Raw genomic sequence first — 22089 nt, 5'->3', positions numbered from 1 at the left:
TGCGGAAACGCTGGCACCGCCCCTAGCGGCGGATATCGCCGATTTCGCGGATGATGCCGAAGCGGTGCATGGTCACGGAGACGGCCTGCTCCAGCAGGTACGGCAGCAGCTCGCGGCGGCCATCGGCCAGGACCGGCTGGTCGAGGACGACCGAGTTGGACTTGACTGCGGCCTCCTGAACCGGCTGCTCCACTGCGCCGAGGGCGCGGATGCGGGCCGAGGACATCTCGGCGACCTCGTTCGCGAACTCCTCGGTGCTGGCGGTGCGGGCGCGGAAGCCCATGTCGCGCAGGTCCGCGGCGATATTCGCCGGGGCGGAGATGTCGATCGGGGTGCCGGTGATGGCGGTGGCCAGCAGCTGGCGGGCGACGTCGCGAACCTTGTAGCCCTCGCCGACGCGGACGGACAGGGCCGACAGCAGCGGGCGGTAGCGGAAGATATTGGCCTCCGAAATCAGGGCCGTGCGGTCGTGGTTGCGACCGAACTCTTCCTGCCAGGCCACTTGATCCAGCTCCGCGGCGCGCCACAGCCAGGCGGCGTCGCCCTCGTCTAGGACGGAGTCTAGGCGGTCGGTCCACTGGCGCAACTCGCCGGCAATGTTGGCCTTGATGTCCACGTCACGGGCGCGCAGCTCGCCGTCCTCCCAGGTGCCCATCTGTGGCACGTAGTTCGGGCCGCCGGCCTTGGCGCCCGGGCCCATGACGGACTTCTTCCAGCCGCCGAAGGACTGGCGCTGGACGATGGCGCCGGTGATGCCGCGGTTGACGTAGGCGTTGCCGACCTCGACGTGGTCGATCCAGTAGTCGATCTCCTCGTCATCCAGGGAGTGGATACCGCCGGTGAGGCCGTAGCCGGTGGAGTTCTGCCACTCAATGGCCTCCTCCAGGGTCTCGGCGTACATGATGCCCAGCACCGGGCCGAAGCACTCGTTGAGGTGGTACCAGGAGCCCGGCTGGACGCCGTCGCGGATGCCCGGGGACCACAGGGTGCCTTCCTCGTTGAGCTTCTCCGGCTTGATGAGCCACTTCTCGCCCGGCTCCAGCTGGGTCAGGCCGCGGAAGAGCTTCTCGCTCGGCGGCTCAGCCAGGCCGTTCATGGTGGTCTTGACCTCGTAGCCCGGGCCCGGGATCAGTGTGCGCACGGAGTCCAGCAGCTGGTTGCGCAGGCGCTCCGAGGTGCCGGCGGCGCCGACGAAGATGACCAGGGAGGCCGCGGAGCACTTCTGGCCGGAGTGGCCGAAGGCGGACAGGTACAGGTCCTGGATGGCCAGGTCCGGGTCGGCGGCCGGGGTGATAATCAGCGCGTTCTTGCCGGAGGTCTCCGCCATCAGGTTCATCTCCGGGCGCCAGGAGCGGAAGAGCGCGCCGGTGTCGGAAGCGCCCGTGAGGATGACGGCGTCGACGTCCTCGTGGGAGATGAGCGTCTTGCCCGCGTCGCTTTCATCGGTGTAGACCAGCTGGACCAGGTCGGTGTCCAGGCCGTGCTCCTTCAAGCCGGCGTGGATGGCCTCCACGGCGACCTGGGCACAGTGGACCACCTGCGGGGCCGGCTTGATGATGACGGTCGAGCCCGCGGCCAGGGAGGACAGCACGCCGCCGACTGGGATGGCCACGGGGAAGTTCCACGGCGGGGTCACCACGGTCACGCGGTTCGGGGTGAACTTGGAGCGGGCCTCGTCCAGCAGGCGCGCGGAGTGCGCGTAGTAGGTGGCGAAGTCGATGGCCTCGGAGACTTCCGGGTCAGACTGGGTTACGGTCTTGTTGGCCTCGTGAGCCATGACGCTGACCAGGCGGCCGCGGTAGTCGGCCAGGCGATCGCCGATGGTCTCCAGGACCTCAGCGCGCTCGTGACCGGTCTTGGAACCCCAGCTATCGGCCAGGGTCTTAGCCTTGGCCACGGCGGTTTCCACCTCGGCCGGATCGGTGACCTGGGTAACGGTGTGCTCGCCCGGGTCGGTGTCCAGCCACTTCAGGGCCCATTCGCGGTTGGCCCGCAGTGCCGGGTCGGTGTCCGGCTCGTTGACAAAGCGACCGGTGACCGGGGCCTGGCGGCCCTGGCCTTCCTCCGCGTTGCGGTCCTGCTGGCGGCGGGGGCCGGCGAAGGTATCCCAGCGGTCTTCCACGGCGCGGCGGAAGCGGGCCTCCTGATCCTGCAGCGGGGTCAGGTGATCGTTGCGGGCCTCGTCCGGGGCGAACAGCGCGTAGAGGAAGTTCTGCGGGGCGGAGTTCTCCTCCAGGCGGCGGACCAGGTAGGACACGGCGACGTCGAAGTCTTCCATGTGCACGACCGGGGTGTAGAGGATCTGGCGGCCGCCGAAGACCTTGCGGACAGCCTCCTGCTGCGCCGGGGACATGCCCTGCAGCATCTCGGAGTCCATCATGTCCATGACGCCGCGCTTCTTGCCCAGCTCCGCGGCCAGGGCGGCGGTGTAGAGGTTGTGGGTGGCCACGCCAATCCGCACGGAATCAGCGAACTCTTCGCGCAGGATGTAGTCCAGCAGGCGGAAGTAGTTGGCGTCGACCTCCGGCTTGGTGATGTAGGGGGCGACCGGCCAACCGTGGACCTCGCCCTGGACGTGCTCCATGGACAGGTTGGCGCCCTTGACCAGGCGGATCTTGATCTTGGCGCCGCCCTCGGCCACGCGCTGCTTGGCGAAGTCGGCCAGCTCCTGTAGGGCGGCGAAGGTGTCCGGCAGGTAGGCCTGCAGAACGATGCCGGCCTCCAGCTCCTTGAATTCCGGCTCGCTGAGCAGTTCCTTGAACAGGCGGATGGTCAGGTGGAGGTCGTGGTATTCCTCCATGTCCAGGTTGATGAAGACGTTGGGGCTGCGTTTGGCGGCCTCCTCGTAGAGGGGGCGGAGGCGCTCCTTGAGGCGCTCGACGGAGCCGTCGATGTCCCACGGGTTGAGCTGGGCCACGATGGAAGACGCCTTCACGGAAACGTAGGTCACGCGTGGGTTGCGGATTAGAACCAGGGTGCGCTCGGCGCGGGAGCGGGCCTCGTCTTCACCGAGGACGGCCTCGCCCAGCAGGTTCAGGTTGAGCTGCTCGCCGGACTCGGCGGCCTTGTCCAGGGTCTTGTTCAGGGCGTCGGACTCAGCGTCGACGACTAGGTGGCCGACCATCTGGCGCATGCGCATGCGGGCCAGTGGCATCACGAGGTTCGGCAGGATCGGTCCGAAGAAACCGCCCAGGCCGATCAGGGAGGCGTTGATCTTGCCCAGGAAGGCCGGATCGAAGTTTTCGTTAATCTTCTTCAGCGCATGGGCTGCGACCTTGTCGTCTTCCGGGCGCATAACGCGGTCGACGAAGTCCATGGTGAACTTGACGCCGTCGGTGTCGCGCAGCAGGTCCGCGAGCTGCTCGGTGGCCTGGTCTTTCTCGTTGGCACTAGCGGCGAGCCAGGTGCGGGCCTGGCGGACGGCGGATTCGACGATGGCTTCGACGTCGTCGGATTCGGGCAAACGGGTGTTGGCAGGAGAAGTCATTGTGGTTCTACCTCTGTGTGCGGTGAGACCCGGGCCGGTGATGGTGGCCCGCTGCGGCTATCCCCAGCTGGCGTGCGGGTTAGTCGAGCGTCCCGGGGTTTTACCCGGGCCGGGTGGAAATGGAAAGTGTTATTTAACGCTTCCGCCGCGTCGAACGCCGCCCCAACAGGGGTGGGGTAGAAGTCTCTGGCGGGGAAGCAGCCATACGCTTGCCGTGCACGCGGGTGCGCGTGCCGCAGGTTGGACCAATTTTTGTGGCGGAGTGTGCCGGCTGTCTATACGGGAGGCCGGTCACTCGCGCGGCGGATCCGCGCCAGAAAGACGTTCAACGCTCACCTTCCTTACCTGGCTCGAGGACAAAGAGATAGAACTAGGTCTAGAGCTAGCACTCAGGCACTAGAGCTAAGACTAAGACTCGTGGTTGCGGACGCCCCGGGCGGAACGACCGTTATGTTGTGCAGCCACCCTACCCCCATTGTGACCTAAGCTACGACAAGCGGGTGGGTGTAATACTGCTTGCTATTGCGGTCATTATAAGAAACCCACACAACTGACGCTAGCGTGTAGGCAAAAATGCCTAATGGGGGTAGGAAGGCTGATTCGTTTCCGCAGGAAGTTCCGACCTAGGGGGTAGGGCGGGGTGGGTAGTCATTACTGGCCGTAGCCGGCCTTGAGCGCCTTAATGGCCAGATCCAAGCGTGACTTGGCCTGGAATTCGGCCAGCAGGTAGGAGATGTATTTCTTAATCGTGCCGTCGGCATAGCCCGTCGATGCCGCGATCTCCGCGTTCGACTGGCCCTCGCACAGCAGCTCCAACACCCGCAGCTGCGCCGGGGGAATATCGCGGCTATCCAACGCGGCCGTCGGGCGCATAGTGGTGGTGTTCTGGAGCTCCGGCAGGTGCTCGACCAAGCGGGTCAGCGACTGCGGCGTGACCACCGTGCCTCCCTTGACGGCTTCGCGCACCGTTTCCAAAATATAGGCGGGCTTCGAGCTCTTCAGGATGTAGGCGGCTGCCTTATGGGACATGACGTCCAAGAGGGTGTCGTCATTGTCCATCGCGGTCATCGCGATAAAGACCGGGGGATTGTCCATGTCCCCGACCTCGCGCAGCAGCGTCGTGCCGTCCATTTCCGGCATGTGAATATCTGCCACGATGACGTCAAAATCTTGCTCCCCGAGCAGAGCAAGGGCGGCTTTTCCATTTTCGGCGGTAGCGCCCACCTTCATGTCGTCCGCGCTAGCGAAGTAGTGTCCTAACGCTTCGAGTACCAGCGGGTCGTCGTCGACGACCAGAAGGTTAATTACCGGCCCGGGCAAAACGGGGACGGGCAGCCGAAGGCCTTTTCAGCGGCGGACTCGTACGGGGCGACGGTAACCGGTGCGTCCTGGGAGCTAAGGGCGGGGGCGCCGCCGATCAGCTGGGAAGAAAGGAGTAACGGGGCGAGGAAACCTGCGAGAGCGTTCATTAGGGGTCCTTTCCAGGGAGGGTTCTAGAGAGTGGTTGAGATGATAACAAGCGTTAGCATAACTTAGTTCAATGATATTCGCCAAGGTTATGTGAGATTACCGACGTGTATAGCTATGTGGCGGAAGAGATAACGTGACCTCCCAGTTGCCGTCGTTTTCCGTGCTGGCGAGCTTGGCGTCGATGGTGGTGGCGATCCGGTGCATGGAGGCTTGGCCGATGCCCGAGGACATGGAATTGTCGGCCACCCGGGAAGCCGCAATCGGGTTGGAAATTGTCAGGCTAATCCATCCCAGATAGGGCCGGACGGTCAGGCTAATTCTCGCGCCGGGCGGGGAGTACTTGACGGCGTTGATGCAGGCCTCGTTGACGATGGCGGCGACCGCGTCGAGAACGTCCTGGCTGAGGCTGGGATCGAAATCATCCAGCAAGACCGTCGTCTGGGGCTGGCGGTTCAGCTTTTGGAGCCGGGCGGCTTCTTCGGTCAGCAGCTTCGCGAAAGTGCTGGGTTTCTTGCCGGTCTTGTCACCGATGCCGAGCACCGACTGGGGATCGTCGTTGGAGCTGCGCAGGACGCTGGTCAAAGCGCGGATCTCGGACATCGTCGAGCGCATGGAGTCGCTGAGCTCATCGAGGCGCTCGGCCAGCTTGGGATCCTTGGCGTACTCCAGGCTCAGGGCCTCCAGCTGCATGGTGTTGACCGTCATGCTGGACACGGCCGAATTATGCAGCATCTCGGCGAGATCGTTTTGCCGCCTGTGCACGTCGCGGTCCCATTCCACCATGGCTGATTTGTAGCGTCGCGCCGAGTGCCCGTAGGCGCTGCCGATGATGACGCCCAGGCTGACGTACATGCCCCAGGTCGCGGCGGTGGGGAGGTTGACGGTGGTTTGGTCTGAGACCGGATCGATGAGGCCGGCTACCCACAACGTCAGGGCGACGCCCGCGGTGAGCCACACGCGCCCGTGGTAGGCCACGATGGCGGCCAGGGCCGGAACGATAAGGATACAGCTGAGGTAGGTGTTGTGAGTGCTGAGCGAGGCGGTCATCCAGATAATGAGGTAGAACACCGACATCGCCAGTGGGTAGCGGTAGGCCCCCACGGTCGCGCAGCTCAGCGCGATTCCTAACACTACGGAGCCCAGCTGTAGGTGCGGCGGCTCCATGGCTGCTCCGAGCAGGGTGAGTAGCAGGCAGAAGGCGCCCACGACGATGGCGGCCCGTTCCAGCGTCATGACGGATCGGAGCTTGCGCAGGGCAGGCAGGGGTCGTAGCGCTGACATGCGGACTCCTTTGGCGAGCGGAACGAGGTGCGGTCTTGATGAAAGTTCTGTATTCAACGTTAGTCCGTAAGAGATCGTCCGAGCTAGGCGGAGTCAGAGTGGTGGAATCAGGAAGGTGGACGTGGTGCGGTGCGGCAGGTGGCATCGTTAGCGCTGTGGTGCTGGCGCCGGTGTTGTGTGATGCCACGGGCTGGAGATAGAGGAACCCCCGCCGTCCAAGTTTTGTCCCATGCGGTGCTCTTTTTGGGAGCGACGCGAACTCGGCCGGCGGGGGAAGTTCAGTGAAAGAGTCTCGTGCCTCTATTTAGTGGAGGTTAAAGGCTTACTTGGAAGCAGCCTCGGTGGACTCGGCAGCCTCAGAAGCGGAGTCCTCGGAGGAGGACAGGCCCTCGAAAGCGGAGGACAGGCCCTCGCCCTCAGTGCCCTCGGAGGAGCTGTCGATCAGGCCGGAGATGCCCTTGATGAGCTGCTCGAAGTCGATAGCGGAGCTGAGGTCGGTCAGGAAGTCGAACATAATAGTTCCTTTCGGAGTCGAAGAATCTGAATCTCTCGAGTAGGAGCAGCCTGGGGGTCGAAACCAGCCAGTCCCGTTGCTGTTGCGACCGTTCCCGGCTGCTGTGTTTTACAGTCTGCCGACTTTTGAGCCTCTTGCCTATCCTCTTTCGGATACTTGTTGGAGGTAACTTTCGGACACCACCGCGGAGCCGAAGGTGGGCGATGTGCTCTGAGCTGGGCAAACAGTGATATTTTAAAAAAGTTGAGTCGAGTGGGAACAACTTTGGGGGTCGGTGCGTTGTGTAGATTGAGTGGCCAGCACTCAGCTTTGGAACAACTTGGAGCAAACTTCTGTTAGAGTGGCTGACGTGCTCATCAGAAGTTGAGCCACAGGCAATCAACTTAAGAGAAACAAACACTTAGAAGGAGAAAAGACTATGGGACGCGCAGTAGGTATTGATCTCGGTACCACTAACTCGGTGGTTTCCGTGCTGGAAGGTGGCGAGGCCACCGTTATCGCTAACTCGGAAGGCTCCCGCACTACCCCGTCCGTCGTGGCATTCGCCAAGAACGGGGAAATCCTAGTCGGCCAGTCCGCCAAGAACCAGGCGGTGACCAACGTCGACCGCACCATCCGCTCCGTCAAGCGCCACATCGGCACCGACTGGACTGTCGACATTGATGACAAGAAGTACACCCCGCAGGAGATCTCTGCCCGCACGCTGATGAAGCTGAAGCGCGACGCGGAGTCCTACCTGGGTGAGGATGTCACCGACGCGGTCATCACCGTGCCGGCTTACTTCGAGGACGCGCAGCGCCAGGCCACCAAGGAAGCCGGCCAGATTGCAGGCCTGAACGTCCTGCGTATTGTCAACGAGCCGACCGCCGCCGCACTGGCTTACGGCCTGGAGAAGGGCGAGCAGGAGCAGACCATCCTGGTCTTCGACCTGGGTGGCGGCACCTTCGACGTCTCTCTGCTGGAAATCGGTGATGGCGTCGTCGAGGTCATGGCCACCGCCGGCGATAACTCGCTGGGTGGCGACGACTGGGACCAGCGCATCGTCGACTGGCTGGTCGAGAAGTTCAAGAGCGCCCAGGGCATTGACCTGACCAAGGATAAGATGGCTCTGCAGCGTCTGCGCGAGGCCGCGGAGAAGGCCAAGATTGAGCTGTCCGCCTCCCAGCAGGCCAACATCAACCTGCCGTACATTACGGTGGATGCTGACAAGAACCCGCTGTTCCTGGACGAGACCCTAACCCGCACCGAGTTCCAGAAGATCACCCAGGATCTGCTGGACCGCACCAAGGCTCCGTTCAACCAGGTCATTAAGGACGCCGACATGTCCGTCGGCGATATCGACCACGTCGTCCTGGTTGGTGGCTCCACCCGTATGCCGGCCGTGTCCGAACTGGTCAAGGAACTAACCGGCCGCGAGCCGAACAAGGGCGTTAACCCGGACGAGGTCGTCGCCGTGGGCGCTGCCCTGCAGGCCGGCGTCCTGCGTGGCGAGGTCAAGGACGTCCTCCTGCTGGACGTCACCCCGCTGTCCCTGGGCATTGAGACCAAGGGTGGCGTGATGACCAAGCTCATCGAGCGCAACACCACCATCCCGACCAAGAAGTCCGAGACCTTCACCACCGCGGAAGACAACCAGCCTTCCGTCCAGATCCAGGTCTTCCAGGGCGAGCGTGAGATGGCTTCCGCCAACAAGCTGCTGGGGTCCTTCGAGCTGGGTGGCATCGCTCCGGCACCGCGCGGCGTTCCGCAGATTGAGGTCACCTTCGACATCGACGCCAACGGCATCGTCTCCGTGTCCGCAAAGGACAAGGGCACCGGCAAGGAAAACACCATCAAGATCCAGGATGGTTCCGGCCTGTCCCAGGAGGAGATTGACCGCATGGTCAAGGACGCCGAGCAGCACGCCGAAGAGGATAAGAAGCGCCGGGAGGAGCAGGAGACCCGCAACAACGCGGAATCCACTTCCTACCAGACTCGCAAGTTCCTGGACGAGAACTCCGACAAGGTCTCCGAAGAGTCTAAGACCAAGGTGACCGAGGCTGCCGATGCCGTCGACGAGGCCCTCAAGGGCGACGACATCGAGGCTATTAAGTCCGCCGTGGAGAAGCTGTCCACCGTCTCCCAGGAGATGGGCAAGGAGATCTACGAGGCACAGGCTGCCGAGGCCGGCCAGGAAGGCCAGGCCGGGGACGCTGGCGCCCAGGGAGATCCGAACGTCGTCGACGCTGAGGTCGTAGACGAGGACACCGACAACACCGACAACAAGGATGGCGACAAGTAATGACTCAGTTCAACGGAATGCCGGATAACCCCGGCGACCCGGACAACACCGATCCGGAGGCTACCTCGGCGGACCGTGCTGAGGAAGCTGCCGCCGAGGCTGCCGATGCCCAGTCGGCCGCAGGCGCGGAAGCCCAGGCCGACGCGGAGGCGGACGCCGCCGAAGAGGCCGTGCTAGATCCCACGCTCGAGGCAGATATCGACGAGGCCCTGGCCGACGTCGAGGGTGACGTCGACCCCGAGGCGGCCGGCGAGCCGAACCTCGAGGCACAGCTGGCCGAGCGCACCGAGGACCTGCAGCGTCTGAACGCGGAGTACACCAACTACCGCCGCCGGACCGAGCGCGAGCGCCAGGGCGTTATTGACAACGCCAAGGCGCAGGTCATCACCCAGCTGCTGCCCATCCTCGACGACCTCGAGCTGGCCCGCCAGCACGGGGACTTGGAGGACGGACCGCTCAAGTCCATGGCCGACAAGCTCAACAACGTGCTGCAGGGCCAGAAGCTCGCCGCCTTCGGCGAAGAGGGCGACGCCTTCGACCCGGAGATCCACGAGGCAGTGCAGGATCTCTCCAGCGGCGATGAGAAGGTACTGGGCACCGTGCTGCGACGCGGCTACCGCGTCGACGACCGGCTGGTGCGCAACGCGATGGTTATCATCGCCGACCCCAGTGATTCGTCCGCATCCACGGATGAGGCGGACGGCGGCGCGGACTCGCACGGGTCCGAGCAGAGCTAGTTCCTAATGGTGGCGCCGGGGGAGGTTATCCTCGGCGCCCCTTTTATTTAGTCTTAGATAAAGTTTTTAGTAACCACATAGCGAGGATGAGAAACACTATTTCACCTCGAAAGGAGGAGATGCCCAGTGAGCGCTAAACCAGAATGGGCAGACAAAGATTATTACGCGGATCTGGGGGTCTCCTCGTCCGCGAGCGTTAGCGAGATTAAGCACGCTTACCGCAAGCTAGCCCGGGAAAACCACCCGGACGCCAACCCGGACAACCCGGAGGCGCTGGAGAAGTTTAAGAAAGCCGCCGAGGCGTACGACGTCCTTTCCGACGAGAATGAACGCAAGGAGTACGACGACTTTAAGGCCATGCTGCGCAGGGGCGGCGGTTTTGGCCGGGCAGGAGGCGCCGGATTTCCCGGCGGGTTTCGCCAAACGCACGGGGCGCAAGACTTCGACCTCTCCGACCTCTTCGGGAACGCTGGACAAACTGGAAGCGGTGGTTTTGGGGATATCTTCAGTGGCGTTTTCAACCGCGGCGGTGGTGCTGGCCACGCAGCTCGGCCGACGCGCGGGGCGGACGTCGAAACGGAAATAACCCTCGAGTTCCGCGAGGCTGCCAAGGGCAGTACCATCCCGCTGCAGTTGAGCGGCGAGGCTCCGTGTACCACCTGCCACGGATCGGGGTCGAAGACTGGGCACACCACCACCTGCACGCAGTGCAACGGTACCGGTTTTAGCTCGGAAAACCGCGGGAGCTTCGGGTTCTCCGCGCCCTGCCAGAACTGCGGAAGCACCGGGCAGACCGTCACCGATCCGTGTCAGACCTGCAATGGCACCGGTACCGTTCACCGCACCCGCTCTATCACCGTGCGCATCCCGGCGGGCGTCATCGACGGCCAGAAGGTGCGCCTGGCGGGCCAGGGCGAGGCCGGCCCCAATGGCACCCCGGCCGGCGACCTGTTCGTATCCGTGCACGTGAAACCCGATGCGGTCTTTAGCCGCAAGGGCGACGACCTGGAAATCACCGTGCCGGTCTCCTTCGCGGAACTAGCGTTGGGCGACACCATAACGGTTCCGACCCTAGATAGCCCGGTGCGCGTCAAGGTCCCGGCGGGCACGCCGGACGGCCGGACGCTGCGCGTGCGCAACCGCGGCATCCCGACCCGGGGCGGCAAGGCCGGCGACCTGCTGGTCACCGTCCAAGTGAAGGTGCCGAGCAACCTGGACGCGGCCGCCTCGAGCGCGCTGCGTTCCTACGCCCAGGCGGAGAAGGACTCCGGGTTCAATCCCCGCGCCGGATGGGCCGGGGATACCACGCGGAACTAGGGGGTGAATAGCTATGAACGAGTTTTCTAGCATGTACGTTATCTCCGTAGCCGCGGAACTGTCCGGTATGCATGCCCAGACGCTGCGTACCTACGACCGTTTGGGGCTGGTCACCCCGGCCCGCACGAGTGGCGGCGGTCGTCGCTACTCGGACCGGGATATCTCGATGCTGCGCAAGATCCAGAACCTCTCTCAAGAAGACGGGGTCAACCTGGCCGGCATCAAGGCGATCATCGAGCTCACTGAGGAGCGCGACAAGCTGGCCGCCGAGCGCGACGGCTTGGAAAACGAGGTCGCGCAGCTGCGCGCCGAATTACAAAAGCGCAGCAGCCAGCCGCAGCGCGGAGAGCTAGTCCACGTGCCGCGCTCGACCTCCGTGGTCATGTGGTCCCCGCGCCGCGGTGGCAAGCACCGCCCGGCATAGGCGTTTTTAGCCCCGTTTAGGTCGTGCCGTCTGCGGTATGCGGTGTGCACGGCCGCGTCAATCCCTGTTCCCCGACTGCGGGGCAGGGATTTTGTTTCTTTCAACTGGTGGTTTGGCAGGGGAAAAGAAAATCCCTAGCGGTCGGCGGGCCAACTGGATATGATGGCGTGCAAGAATTCGTGACTGGGCTCACTAACTCCGGCCCCGTGCGAAAGTCTTCACATAAACCACTTTCGATGCCGACTAACAGTTGAAGGACTTCACACCATGACGCAGTACGCAAACCCCGGCACCCCGGACGCAATCGTGAACTTCCGCGAGCGCTACGAGAACTACATCGGCGGGCAGTGGGTCCCGCCCGTCGACGGCGAGTACCTGGACAACATCACCCCCGTGACCGGCGAGGTCTTCTGTCAGGTCGCCCGCGGCAAAGAAGCCGATATCAACCTGGCTATCGATGCCGCCGAGAAGGCCTTCAAGACCTGGGGCAAGACCTCCCCGGCCGAGCGCTCCCTGGTCTTGCTGCGCATCGCGGACCGCATTGAGGAAAACCTGGAGAAGATCGCTGTCGCCGAGACCTGGGAAAACGGCAAGGCCGTGCGGGAGACCCTGGCCGCGGACATCCCGCTGGCTATGGACCACTTCCGCTATTTCGCCGGCGCCATCCGCGCCCAAGAGGGCGGCATCTCCCAGCTGGACGAAGACACTGTGGCCTACCACTTTCACGAGCCGCTCGGCGTCGTGGGTCAGATTATCCCGTGGAACTTCCCGCTCCTGATGGCCGCGTGGAAGATCGCCCCGGCCCTGGCTACCGGCAACTGCATTGTCCTCAAGCCCGCCGAGCAGACTCCGGCCTCCATCCTCCTGCTCCTCGACCTCATCGGAGACATCCTGCCGGCAGGCGTGCTCAACGTGGTCAACGGCCTGGGAGACGAGGCCGGCGCTGCGCTGTCGGGCTCCGACCGGATCGCCAAGATCGCGTTCACCGGCTCCACCCCAGTCGGCAAGATCATCAACAAGACCGCCGCGGACAAGGTCATCCCGGTCACCCTGGAGCTGGGCGGCAAGTCCCCGTCGATCTTCCTTCCGGACATCATGGACGAGGACGACTCCTACCTGGAAAAGTGCGTCGAGGGCTTCGTCATGTTCGCGCTGAACCAGGGCGAGGTCTGCACCTGCCCGTCGCGCGCCCTAGTCCACGAGGACATCGCGGACAAGTTCCTAGAGCTGGCTATCGAGCGTGTGAAGAAGATCAAGATCGGCCACCCGCTCGACACTGAGACCATGATGGGCGCGCAGGCCTCCCAGGAGCAGATGGACAAGATCACCGAGTACCTGAAGATCGGCCCGGACGAAGGGGCCGAGACCCTTATCGGCGGCAACGTCAACCAGCTCGACGGCCTGGAAAACGGCTACTACATCGAGCCGACCGTCTTCAAGGGCACCAACGACATGCGCATCTTCCAGGAGGAGATCTTCGGCCCGGTGCTGTCCGTGGCGACTTTCAAGGACTTCGACGAAGCCATCCAGATTGCCAACGACACCAACTTCGGCCTGGGCTCCGGCGTGTGGTCGCGCAGCCACAACATCTGCTACCGCGCCGGCCGCGCCATCCAGGCTGGTCGCGTGTGGATTAACCAGTACCACAACTACCCGGCGCACGCCGCCTTCGGCGGTTACAAAGAGTCCGGCCTGGGCCGCGAGAACCACCTGATGATGCTGGATCACTACCAGGAAACCAAGAATATGCTCGTGTCCTACTCCGAGAAACCGACTGGCCTGTTCTAACCTCCTGCCTTCCCACGGGCTATGTAGCCGAGGTGTGAAAAGAACCGCGGATCCGAGAAATACGAACCGTGATCGCCATAGACCGAGTCGGGCCAGGGGCTCGCCCCGAAACCGCGGCTGGTGGGATCGGGGCCGTGGATACCGCCCCACGGTGAGGCGACTGCGTCGATCGGATCCCCTTTCGCAGTTAGCGCATGTACCTGCGGGGCGTCACCGTGCAGGCGATAGTCCCGCACGCTTTCGGCCACGGCGCCGGGGCTGCCGAGCAGGACCAGGTCGTCCGCCGCTAGGCCCTCCGGCTGGGTGGCGGCGGAACCGGCGACGACGCTGCCGTAGGAATAGCCGACTACCGTCTGCCGCGCCTCCGGGTAGCGCTGCCGCAGCGAGCGCTGGAAGCGGGACAGGTCCCGGCCGGCGCGCTGGGCGGGTTCTGCGTGGACCCCGTGTGCTAGGCCGGGCGGGGCGGCGTAGCCGGCCCAGGCGATGGCCGGCCCGCCCGTGGCCTGGGCTATCTGGCGCGTCCTGTCGATGGTGCGCTGCCATTGCTCCGGCTCGGCCGAGCCCACCCCTTCGATGAAGGTGGTGACGCTGGCCGGCTCGGTTGCTACCGGCTCTCCGGGCGGGGGGACGATTGCCACCATCCGGCCTTCCGAGACCTCCAGCAGCCGGATATCCGGGTTAGCCCGGGCCAGCTCCTGGACGAAATCGGAGGAGGCCACCAGGTTGAGCTCGTGTATGGCATCGACGCCTAGGTCCTCGAAATCACCCAGCCACTTTGGTGGTTCCGGCAGCGTGCCCGTGCACAGCGCGTCGATGCTGCGTGCGCACGCCCAGTCCAGCCCGTCGCCGATGCCGCGCAGGGCAATTAATAGCGGCGTCGCTGCAGCCCCGCCTAGCGCCAGGACGGCGCGGCCTTCCAGGTCTTCCAGGCGGGCGTGGAGTTCCGCGTAAGTGTGCAGGAGTCCGGCGGCCAGCCGCATCTGCTGCGCTTCGGGATCGAGCTGCCGGGCGTAGTGCTGCAGGTTTCGGCTGGCCACCAGCGGTGCTTCGCCACTTAGGTCGGCCCACAATAGCGCAGCCCCATCATGGGTAAGGCGTTCCGAGCGCTTGCTCAGTGTCCCGCTGGCCGTGTCCAGGGCCCCGGCGGCGCGGCGGAGAGCGAGCGAGGTCGTCATCGGTGCTGCCCACCTTCGAAGGCGGAGGCTAGGATCTCATCGATGCCTGCCGCGTGGTCGAGGAAGCGGGAGAGGTCGGTCAATTGTTCCTGGCGGCGCGCCTCCCAGCCGGCGGTGCGGGCGTTCCAGGCGGCGTGTGCGCGGTGGAGCGCCGCCGCCGTCCGGGCGCCGTAGCGCCCCAGCGGCGGGAAGGTCTCTTGCGCCGGGTAAGGGTAGGTGGCGGATAGTTGTCGGCGGACTAGTTCACGGGCAGAGCTACTAATAGTTAACTGGTTCATGCCTTTAGTCTGAAGGCTTCGTCCACGCCGGCGCTAGGGCTGTCACGGATCGCGGGCCAGGAGTTTTCTCGCAACCCGGCGGATATCCCCCTAGTGTGGAGACCATGAAGATTGCAGCAGTCCAGGTAACCACCGGGCCCGACTGGGCGGAAAACCTCGCCAAAGCCGAAGGTCAGGTACGCAAAGCGGCGGTAGAGGGGGCGCAGTTGGTGGTGCTTCCCGAGGCGACCATGCAGGCCTTCGCCACGGGCCGCCTCGATGAGGGCGCCCAAGACCTAGATGGTGAATTTGCTCAGCGCCTGCACGCGCTCGCTAAGGAGTTGAACGTGACCGTGGTGGCTGGCATGTTCAGCCCCGCCGACAGCTACGTCAAGGGCGGCAAGACCATCAACCGCGTCTACAACACCGCGCTGATCACCGGCCCGGATATCCACCGCGGCTACGCCAAAATCCACACCTACGACGCCTTCGACTACCGCGAATCCGACACCGTGCGCCCCGGCGTCGACCTCGTGACCTTCGAGGTGGGCGAGTGGACCGTCGGCGTGGCCGTCTGCTTCGACATCCGCTTCCCGGACCAGTTCCGTGCCCTGGCCCAGCGCGGCGCGCAGCTCATCGTCGTGCCCACCAGCTGGGCCGACGGCCCGGGCAAACTTGAGCAGTGGCGCCTGCTCTCAGCCGCCCGCGCGCTGGACTCGACCAGCTACCTGTGCGCGGCCGGCCAGGCCCGCCCAGGCGGCAACGAGGAGGCGGGCAACCCCTCCGGGCCCACGGGCATCGGCCACTCGGTCATCGTGGACCCGCAGGGTAAGCGCTTGGCTGAGGCCGGCTACGAGGAAGAAACCATCTACGCCGACATCGACGCCGACGAGGTCGCGGAGGTGCGCCGCTCCCTGCCGGTGCTGGAGTCGCGGACGTAGGCCAGCCGGCGGCTAGGCCTGGAAACCCGTCGGCTGCCAGTCCGCGGCTTCGCCCCCGACGCGGCTGGCTAGCCGCGTGATGCCCGGGCCGGCCACGTGGGTGGGCCGCCCGCCGGCGATGGCGGTGATGGCCGCCGCGGCATCGTCTGTGACCGCGACGTCGAGTGACTGCGCCGGATCCGCCGGGCTCAGCAGCCACGGATCCCGCGGGCTTTCGGCCAGGTGGTGGAAGCGCACCCAGGGCGCCAACGCGGCGAAGTTCTCCTGGAAATGGGTGTCGTAGAAGGCGCCGGGGCTTTCTGCCAGGCGAATGACATCTATCCGCGCGGGCTCGGGCACCTTGCCCGCGGCGACGTCGGTCCACAGCGCCAGGAGGTGGGCCTTGTGCGCGGCCCAGCCGGTACTGCGGCTGACCAGGACTTCGGCGTTGCCGGCCCCGGCGGGAAAATCCTGGGCCGGGGCGCCGAGCGTCCACCAATCCCCTGGGTGGGAACGGATGAGGGAGGTGGAGGCATCGCCGGCCGCGGCCAGGTGGAACTCCAGCTGTCCGGTCGCATCCACCGGGGAGGCCGGGGTCATCTCCCGCCAGGTGCCGGGCAACAGGGAGGAGGTCACGGGCACGGACTGGCCGGGTGCACAGTCCAGGGCCGTGCCGATTTCCACGTGCACGATGGCGGTCGCCCGGTTGGGCTTGTCTACCGCCACCACGCGGCCCGCGTAGGCCGGTGGGACGCCGGCGACGTCTGCGGCGTGGTGGGCCGCGCGCATCACCTCGCAGACCTGCGTGAAGACGCTGGAAAGCCGCCGCGAAATAGTCGTCGACGCCCCCACATCCCGCAGCGCCTTTTCAAAGGCGCTAGCCAGCGTGGAATAGAGTTCGGCGGGGAAGCCGTGACGGCGGTGCGCGCGGGCCATGTCCTCGAGCCGCTTCGTGACCGCAGCGGGGATGACCAGCTCGCCCGGTTCGACGCGCACGGAGCGCATCAGCCAGGCCAGCGCGGGCAGGAAGTTTGCGTGGACGCGGTGCTGGTTCCAGGAGAAGACCTGGCGCGACTCAACCACGTCGACAAACAAGTTCTCGTGCACCGCGCGGTGGAGGCGCTCGGCGTCCGGGTGGCCGGCTTCGATAAGCTCCGCGGCTTCCTCCAGGGAAAACGCAGCCGCTAGCCCGTAGATCTCCACACGCGAATTCATGCCCCTCAGTCTACTGGGTCGGCGCGGCCGGCCGGCGCGGGCGGGCTCGATCTCGTAGCCGGTGACTGGGCCTTCCGTGTTGGGCTGCCAGCCCAGCTCCGGGGCGACGTGCTTCGCGACGTTCTCCAGGATCTTCACGTTGGGCTCCAGGCTCATGGCGGTCGGGATCGTCAGCAGCAGGGTGTCGGCGGCCTCGATGGCTGGGTCCTCGCGCAGCTGGGCGATGAGCTTGTCCGGCTCCGCCGCGTAGGTGCGGCCGAAGGTGGACGCGCCCGTGTCCGGCAGGATGCCGACCTGATCGTGGCTGGTGGCCTACATGCCGAACAGCTGGTGGTCGGCGCCGTCGACGATGGTGAAGATGGACCGGGAGATGCTCACGCGTGGGGCCCAATCGTGGCCCGCCGCGGCCCAGGCCGCGCGGTAGCAGCGGATCTGCTCGGCCTGGATTTCGCGCAGGGTGTGCTCGGAGGTCTCCGAGACCAGGGTTGACTGCATCAGATTCACCCCGTCGCGGGCGGCCTGCTCCGCCGACTGGTAGGTGCCCGAGCCCCAGAAAATATTGCGGCGTAGCCCAGGCGAGTGCGGGAAGACGGGCAGTTGCGAGCCCGGCTGGAACATGTTCGGGTAACGGCGGTCCAGGGGCGCGGCGGTGGCCATGCCCGCGCCATCGATGCCGGCCAGGAAGCGCTCGAAGTTCACCCGCGCCAGGTCGGCGCCGTTGGGGGGGGCTGCGCGCGGTAGCCGGAGGCCTCCCAGTCGCACTCGGCGACCTCTGGCGCGCCCCGGGAGATGCCCAGCGCGACGCGCCCGTCGGCGATCTGGTCCAGGGCGGCGGCCTCCTCGGCTAGGTAGAGCGGGTTTTCGTAGCGGATGTCGATAATGCCGGTGCCCACCTCGATGCGCTTGGTGCTGCCGGCCACCGCGCCGAGCAGGGGCATCGGGGCGGAGGCTTGGGGCACGAAGTGATGCACGCGGAAGGAGGCGTTGTTCACGCCCAGCTCGTTCGCGGCCTGGGGGAGGTCGAGGTGGATGCGGGCGACCTTGCTGGTCGAGGGGCCGTGTTGGTTGCCGAATGCGTAGTGTCCGAAGCTTAAGAATCCGAAGGCTTTCGTGCCCGCCATTGTAGTGGACGTGTCAACAAAGAGAAAGGGGCTGGGCGCAGGGGTGCAGGGGGCGTAGGGGCTCGCAAGCGGGACGCAACGAAAGTTCCGGGCAAGTTGTGGCCGGCAGGCGTGCTCCCGTCGCGAAAAATTGATCGGAACTCTCGCGCGCCCCGGCAGGATTCTCGCGTGCCTCGGCGACGCGCTCTCCGCTGCTAGCCTGTAGCGCAGGGGGGAATATTTTATGGACGACATCGTCGTTTCCGGCGTGGACGCTAAGACGCTGTGGCGGCGCGCGGCGGCCGGAGTTTACATCAAGATTGCCAAGGGGCTGTACCTGACGCGGGAGCCGACGCCCGGGGAACTGCTGGCGATAGTCATGCGCCGCTGGCCGCAAGCGGTGGTGACCGGGACGACCGCCCGCGAGATCTACCTGGGCGAGCCGCTCAGCTTTCCGCTACACTTGGCGGCCCCGCGCAAGCTCCCGCGTTCTGCGTACGTGGCCGGCTACCGCACTCAGCGGCTGCCGGCACTCCAGGTTAAGCAGGCGCGGGTGCATATACCCGCGCAGGCGATTGACCACTGCGCTGACGACGAGGCCATCGAGCTGCTGGAGCAGGCCTACCAGGGTAGAAAGGCGAAGAGCGTGCTGGAGCAGCACAACTCCGGCCGAAGGCTGAGCCGGCGGGCCCGCGGCCTCATTGGCCGGGCCTCGATCGGCAGCGATTCCCCGCTCGAGCGCAAACTCGTACGGGCCTTGCGGGACGCCGGGCACCGGGTGGAGACCAACGTGCGGGTAGGGCAGTACTTCTTCGACCTCTACCTGCCGGAGCTGAAGATGCTCATCGAGGTGGACGGCTACCAGTTTCACACCGCGGAGTCGCCCGATACCTTTATCCGCGACCGGTGGAAGGCCAACGAAGCCACGCTGGCGGGGTACACCGTCTTGCGCTACAGCGGCAGCTGTGTGCACTACCACCTCAATCGGGTGGTCAGGCAGGTGACGCAGCCGCGGCCGGCGCCCATGTCATCCAACGGGGTGTGGAACTGGCACTCGGGCATTATCCGGGAGGTGTCCTGGGCGCGCTATCGCTAGCAGATGCGAGTAGGCGCGAGCCGGCCGGCCCGCGGTCGCGAGAGTTCCGGTCAAGTTTGCGCTCCCAGAGTGGGTCGGTGGACCAAAAGTTGATCGGAACTCGCAGAACCAGCCCAAAACCGCCCCGAAACGAGCCCGAAACCCTAAGCCCCGCACAAAATGTCCGCCGCATGGTTGGCGGCCAGCCGGCCGGCGCGGGTGGCGCCCAGGGTCGAGGCAGTGGAGCCGTAGCCGGCCAGCAGGGCGCGCGGGTTGGCGGCCGGGGTGACCTCGTCGAGCATCTCGATTCCGCCGCGCGCACTTCGCAACCGCAGCCCAGCCAGGTGGCCCAGGTGCGGACGGAAGCCGGTGTTCCAGAAGATCGTGTCGACCTCGATGTGTGTACCGGCGGGGAAGGGGTGCCAGGCCTTGGCGCGGGTCTCGGCGTCCGCGTTGTGGGCCACCGGGCCGCCTGTCGCGGAGCCGCGGGGAGCGGAGGAGATCACGCCGGTGGCATCGATGGCGCTGAACATGCCGCTGGAGACCAGGAGGCCGCGCTCCACGGCGTCCAGGTAGTCCTGCCACGGCGGAATCCCCGTGGTGGACACGACGGAAGCGGGGCGCTTGCCGTCCTGGGTGCGGGCGCGCACGCTGTCTTCGACGGCGCGGCCCCAGCGGGCATCGAAGGCAGTGAATACGAAGTCCGGCGGGCGCCGGGTGGCCCAGATGGTGTCCGCGATGCCCTCGAGCTCCAGAAGGAACTGCACGGCGGACAGGCCGCCGCCGACGACGAGGGTGCGCTGGCCAGCGAAATCGGCCGCGCGCGTGAAGTCCTTGGTGTGCAGCTGGCGGCCCCGGAACGTGGCCGCGCCGGGAACGTGCGGAATGAAGGGGCTGTCCCAGGTGCCGGTGGCATTGATGAGTACCGGCGCTTGGAAGCTGCCCGCGGTGGTCGCCAGGTGGAAGATACGCGAGGTGGCGCCGTAGTGCACGGTTTCCACCCGAACTGGGCGGCGCACGTCGAGGCCGAAGTGGTCTTCGTAGGTGCCGTAATAGTTGGCGACGACGCGGGAGGCCGGCGTGGAGTCGTCGCCGGCCGGGGCGGCTAGGCCGGGAAGATTGGCAATCCCGTGCGCCTTGCCCAGGGTAAGCGAATCCCAGCGGTGGCGCTAGGCGCCGCCGGGGCCGCGGTTGGCGTCGAGGACGATGGTGGACACGCCGCGGCGCTTTAGCTGCTGGGCGGACGCGAGCCCGGCCTGACCGGCGCCGATGACCACAACTTCGGCTGAGTGCATACCAGCTAGTCTAATGGTTTGCCGAGGATTGGCCCTTTTTATTCGGGGGTAATGGGTCCTAATAAAACACCCCGGTATGTTGTAGATCACCCGTAAGCAAGTAATGTGTTCACGGACAGACCTCCCCCAAAAGTCAGCTTTTTCGAATTTGGCGTGCCGCGGTGACAGCGGTTCCACGGCGAATTCACAGGCCGGCGCCCCGCGGGGAGCGGCCGCGGCCCACGGTGGGCGGCGGCAATCCACGATGAAGGTGAAAGGATAGCCGGTGGAAGAGTTTTCTGCTTATTCCCTGATGTTGGACGTGGGCTGGATTTCGTTGCTCATGGTGATCGGCAACGTCCTGCGTCACAAGGTCAAGTTCATTTTCCAGGACCTGCTCCTGCCCGCCCCGATCACGGCCGGCCTGCTGGGCCTGCTGTTGGGCCCCGAGGTGCTTGGCTGGATCAATTTCTCCGACACGCTGGGTGATTACACCTCCCTGCTGATCGCCGTCGTGTTCGCCTCCATGGCGTATTCCATGGAGGTCGGCGGTTCCATGCGCAAGGGCGCGCGCAACATGTGGGGATTTTCCACCATGATGTTCACGGGCCAGTGGGGCCTGTTCATCCTGCTGGGCGTCTTCCTGTTCATGCCGGTCTTTGACACCCCGAACTGGTTCGGTATGATGCTGCCGGTCGGCTTCACCGGCGGCTTCGGCACCGCCGCGGCGGTCGGCGGTGCGCTGGAGGGCGTCGGCGCAGAGGCCGCGTCGTCGCTGGGCTTCACCTCGGCTACCGTGGGTACGCTGGCCGCTATCATCGGCGGCGTCGTCGCCGGCAACTGGGGCATTCGCCGCGGCAAGGTTTCCCACGTCCCGAAGGAGCTGCCGGAGGAGCTGCGCCGCGGCTACATCCGCAACGTGGAGGACCGCCCGTCCCTGGGGCGGGCGACCACCAACCCATCCGCGATTGAGCCGCTGACCCTGCACTTGGGCTTCATCGTTCTGACCGTCATGATTGCCTACCTTATCAACTCGGCTATCTCCTCGGTCTGGGAAAACGTCTCCATCCCGCTGTTCGCCATGTCCATGGTTGTCGGCCTCATCATCCGCGCCATCATGAACGCTGTGGGTGCTAACGACTACCTGGACCGCGAGGCCATCTCCACGGTCTCCGGTGCTGCTACGGACTACCTGATTGCTTTCGGTATCGCTGCGATTGTGCCGGCCGCCATCGCGAGCTACTGGGTGCCGCTGCTGGTCCTGTTCGTGCTGGGTACCATCTACTGCACCTTCTACCTGCTGTGGTTCCCGGCCGAGTTCTTCGGCGAGCGCTGGATTGAGCGCGGCATCTTCGGCTGGGGCTGGGCGACGGCCACCGTCGCCACCGGTATCGCCATCCTCAAGATCGTCGACCCGAAGCTGGAGTCCGGCACCCTGTCGGAATACGGCATGGCCTACGTGGGCTTCGGTCCCTTCGAGATTGGTATGACCGTCGTCGCCCCGATCGCCGTGATTTACGGCTTCACCGCCGGGCTGGGCTGGATCTCGCTGGCGATTGCCGTCGGCATCTACCTCACCTTCCGGTTTGCCGGCTGGTTGCCGCCGCGCGGCACCATCTTGAAGGAAGGCATCGGCCACGTGGGGCAGAAGTCCTAAAGCTCCTACGCCGCCAGCCGCCGCACCCCAAGTCCGCAAAAGGGGTCGCGGCGGCTTTGTAGATCCAGGGGTCGACCCGCGGCCGGCCCCGCGCGTAGAATAAGCCTCCCCGAATAT

At 65.3% G+C, this 22089-nt stretch carries 15 protein-coding genes and 2 pseudogenes; 8 read left to right on the top strand and 9 right to left on the bottom strand.

Features of this window, described 5'->3' with window-relative positions:
- Window positions 1-22: 22 nt before the first annotated feature.
- The 5 genes from QQS52_RS03670 to QQS52_RS03650 form a co-directional block, all read right to left on the bottom strand.
- A complete protein-coding gene (locus tag QQS52_RS03670; protein ID WP_472772623.1) occupies window positions 23-3487 on the bottom strand; it encodes a proline dehydrogenase family protein in 3465 nt (1154 codons plus the stop codon).
- Window positions 3488-4138: 651 nt separating this feature from the next.
- The gene (locus tag QQS52_RS03665) at window positions 4139-4807 is read right to left on the bottom strand and encodes a response regulator (RefSeq protein WP_472772622.1); all 669 of its coding nucleotides are present in this window, start codon (window positions 4805-4807) and stop codon (window positions 4139-4141) included.
- Window positions 4792-4956, bottom strand: coding sequence for a hypothetical protein (locus QQS52_RS03660; RefSeq protein ID WP_168166941.1), 165 nt, complete (start codon window positions 4954-4956; stop codon window positions 4792-4794). The genes QQS52_RS03665 and QQS52_RS03660 overlap by 16 nt, the downstream gene beginning before the upstream one ends.
- A 97-nt stretch (window positions 4957-5053) precedes the next feature.
- Window positions 5054-6238, bottom strand: coding sequence for a sensor histidine kinase (locus tag QQS52_RS03655; protein ID WP_472772621.1), 1185 nt, complete (start codon window positions 6236-6238; stop codon window positions 5054-5056).
- Between the two features lie 322 nt (window positions 6239-6560).
- Window positions 6561-6752, bottom strand: coding sequence for a hypothetical protein (locus QQS52_RS03650; protein ID WP_472772620.1), 192 nt, complete (start codon window positions 6750-6752; stop codon window positions 6561-6563).
- A 418-nt stretch (window positions 6753-7170) separates the two neighbouring features.
- Here QQS52_RS03650 and dnaK point away from each other — a divergent pair, with 418 nt between their 5' ends.
- The 5 genes from dnaK to exaC all read left to right on the top strand — a co-directional run bounded on the left by dnaK (window position 7171) and on the right by exaC (window position 13299).
- Entirely contained in the window at window positions 7171-9033 is a 1863-nt protein-coding gene (dnaK, locus tag QQS52_RS03645; protein WP_472772619.1) for a molecular chaperone DnaK, read from the top strand.
- Window positions 9033-9770: a nucleotide exchange factor GrpE gene (gene grpE / locus QQS52_RS03640; protein ID WP_472772618.1), complete on the top strand. Its 738-nt coding sequence runs from the start codon at window positions 9033-9035 to the stop codon at window positions 9768-9770. The genes dnaK and grpE overlap by 1 nt, the downstream gene beginning before the upstream one ends.
- 126 nt (window positions 9771-9896) lie before the next feature.
- Entirely contained in the window at window positions 9897-11087 is a 1191-nt protein-coding gene (gene dnaJ, locus QQS52_RS03635; protein ID WP_472772617.1) for a molecular chaperone DnaJ, read from the top strand.
- Between the two features lie 13 nt (window positions 11088-11100).
- Window positions 11101-11511, top strand: coding sequence for a heat shock protein transcriptional repressor HspR (locus tag QQS52_RS03630; RefSeq protein WP_472772616.1), 411 nt, complete (start codon window positions 11101-11103; stop codon window positions 11509-11511).
- Between the two features lie 267 nt (window positions 11512-11778).
- The gene (gene exaC / locus QQS52_RS03625; RefSeq protein ID WP_472772615.1) at window positions 11779-13299 is read left to right on the top strand and encodes an acetaldehyde dehydrogenase ExaC; all 1521 of its coding nucleotides are present in this window, start codon (window positions 11779-11781) and stop codon (window positions 13297-13299) included.
- Here the strand turns inward: exaC and QQS52_RS03620 are convergent.
- Together QQS52_RS03620 and QQS52_RS03615 are read right to left on the bottom strand one after the other, a co-directional pair.
- Window positions 13296-14474: an alpha/beta hydrolase gene (locus QQS52_RS03620; RefSeq protein ID WP_472772614.1), complete on the bottom strand. Its 1179-nt coding sequence runs from the start codon at window positions 14472-14474 to the stop codon at window positions 13296-13298. The genes exaC and QQS52_RS03620 overlap by 4 nt on opposite strands.
- Entirely contained in the window at window positions 14471-14752 is a 282-nt protein-coding gene (locus tag QQS52_RS03615; protein ID WP_472772613.1) for a hypothetical protein, read from the bottom strand. Before QQS52_RS03615 ends, QQS52_RS03620 begins: the two co-directional genes overlap by 4 nt.
- Before the next feature lie 104 nt (window positions 14753-14856).
- Between QQS52_RS03615 and QQS52_RS03610 the strand changes: the two genes are divergently transcribed.
- Window positions 14857-15672, top strand: a complete 816-nt coding sequence (locus QQS52_RS03610; RefSeq protein WP_472772612.1) for a carbon-nitrogen hydrolase family protein — start codon at window positions 14857-14859, stop codon at window positions 15670-15672.
- A gap of 1242 nt (window positions 15673-16914) precedes the next feature.
- Here the strand turns inward: QQS52_RS03610 and QQS52_RS03605 are convergent.
- A pseudogene (locus tag QQS52_RS03605) lies at window positions 16915-17987 on the bottom strand (LLM class flavin-dependent oxidoreductase); the annotation flags it as partial.
- A gap of 247 nt (window positions 17988-18234) precedes the next feature.
- Here QQS52_RS03605 and QQS52_RS03600 point away from each other — a divergent pair.
- On the top strand, window positions 18235-19062 hold the full coding sequence (locus QQS52_RS03600) for an endonuclease domain-containing protein (RefSeq protein WP_472772611.1): 828 nt from the start codon (window positions 18235-18237) through the stop codon (window positions 19060-19062).
- Window positions 19063-19205: 143 nt separating this feature from the next.
- Here QQS52_RS03600 and QQS52_RS03595 read toward each other — a convergent pair.
- Window positions 19206-20336 (bottom strand): annotated as a pseudogene (locus tag QQS52_RS03595) (FAD-dependent oxidoreductase).
- Between the two features lie 265 nt (window positions 20337-20601).
- Between QQS52_RS03595 and QQS52_RS03590 the strand changes: the two are divergent.
- A complete protein-coding gene (locus tag QQS52_RS03590) occupies window positions 20602-21972 on the top strand; it encodes a sodium/glutamate symporter (RefSeq protein WP_472772610.1) in 1371 nt (456 codons plus the stop codon).
- The last annotated feature ends 117 nt before the right edge of the window (window positions 21973-22089 follow it).

The sequence above is a fragment of the Corynebacterium sp. 1103A genome (genome assembly GCF_055700955.1).
Note: the sequence above shows the minus strand (reverse complement) of the source record. Positions and strands in the feature narration are given on the sequence as shown.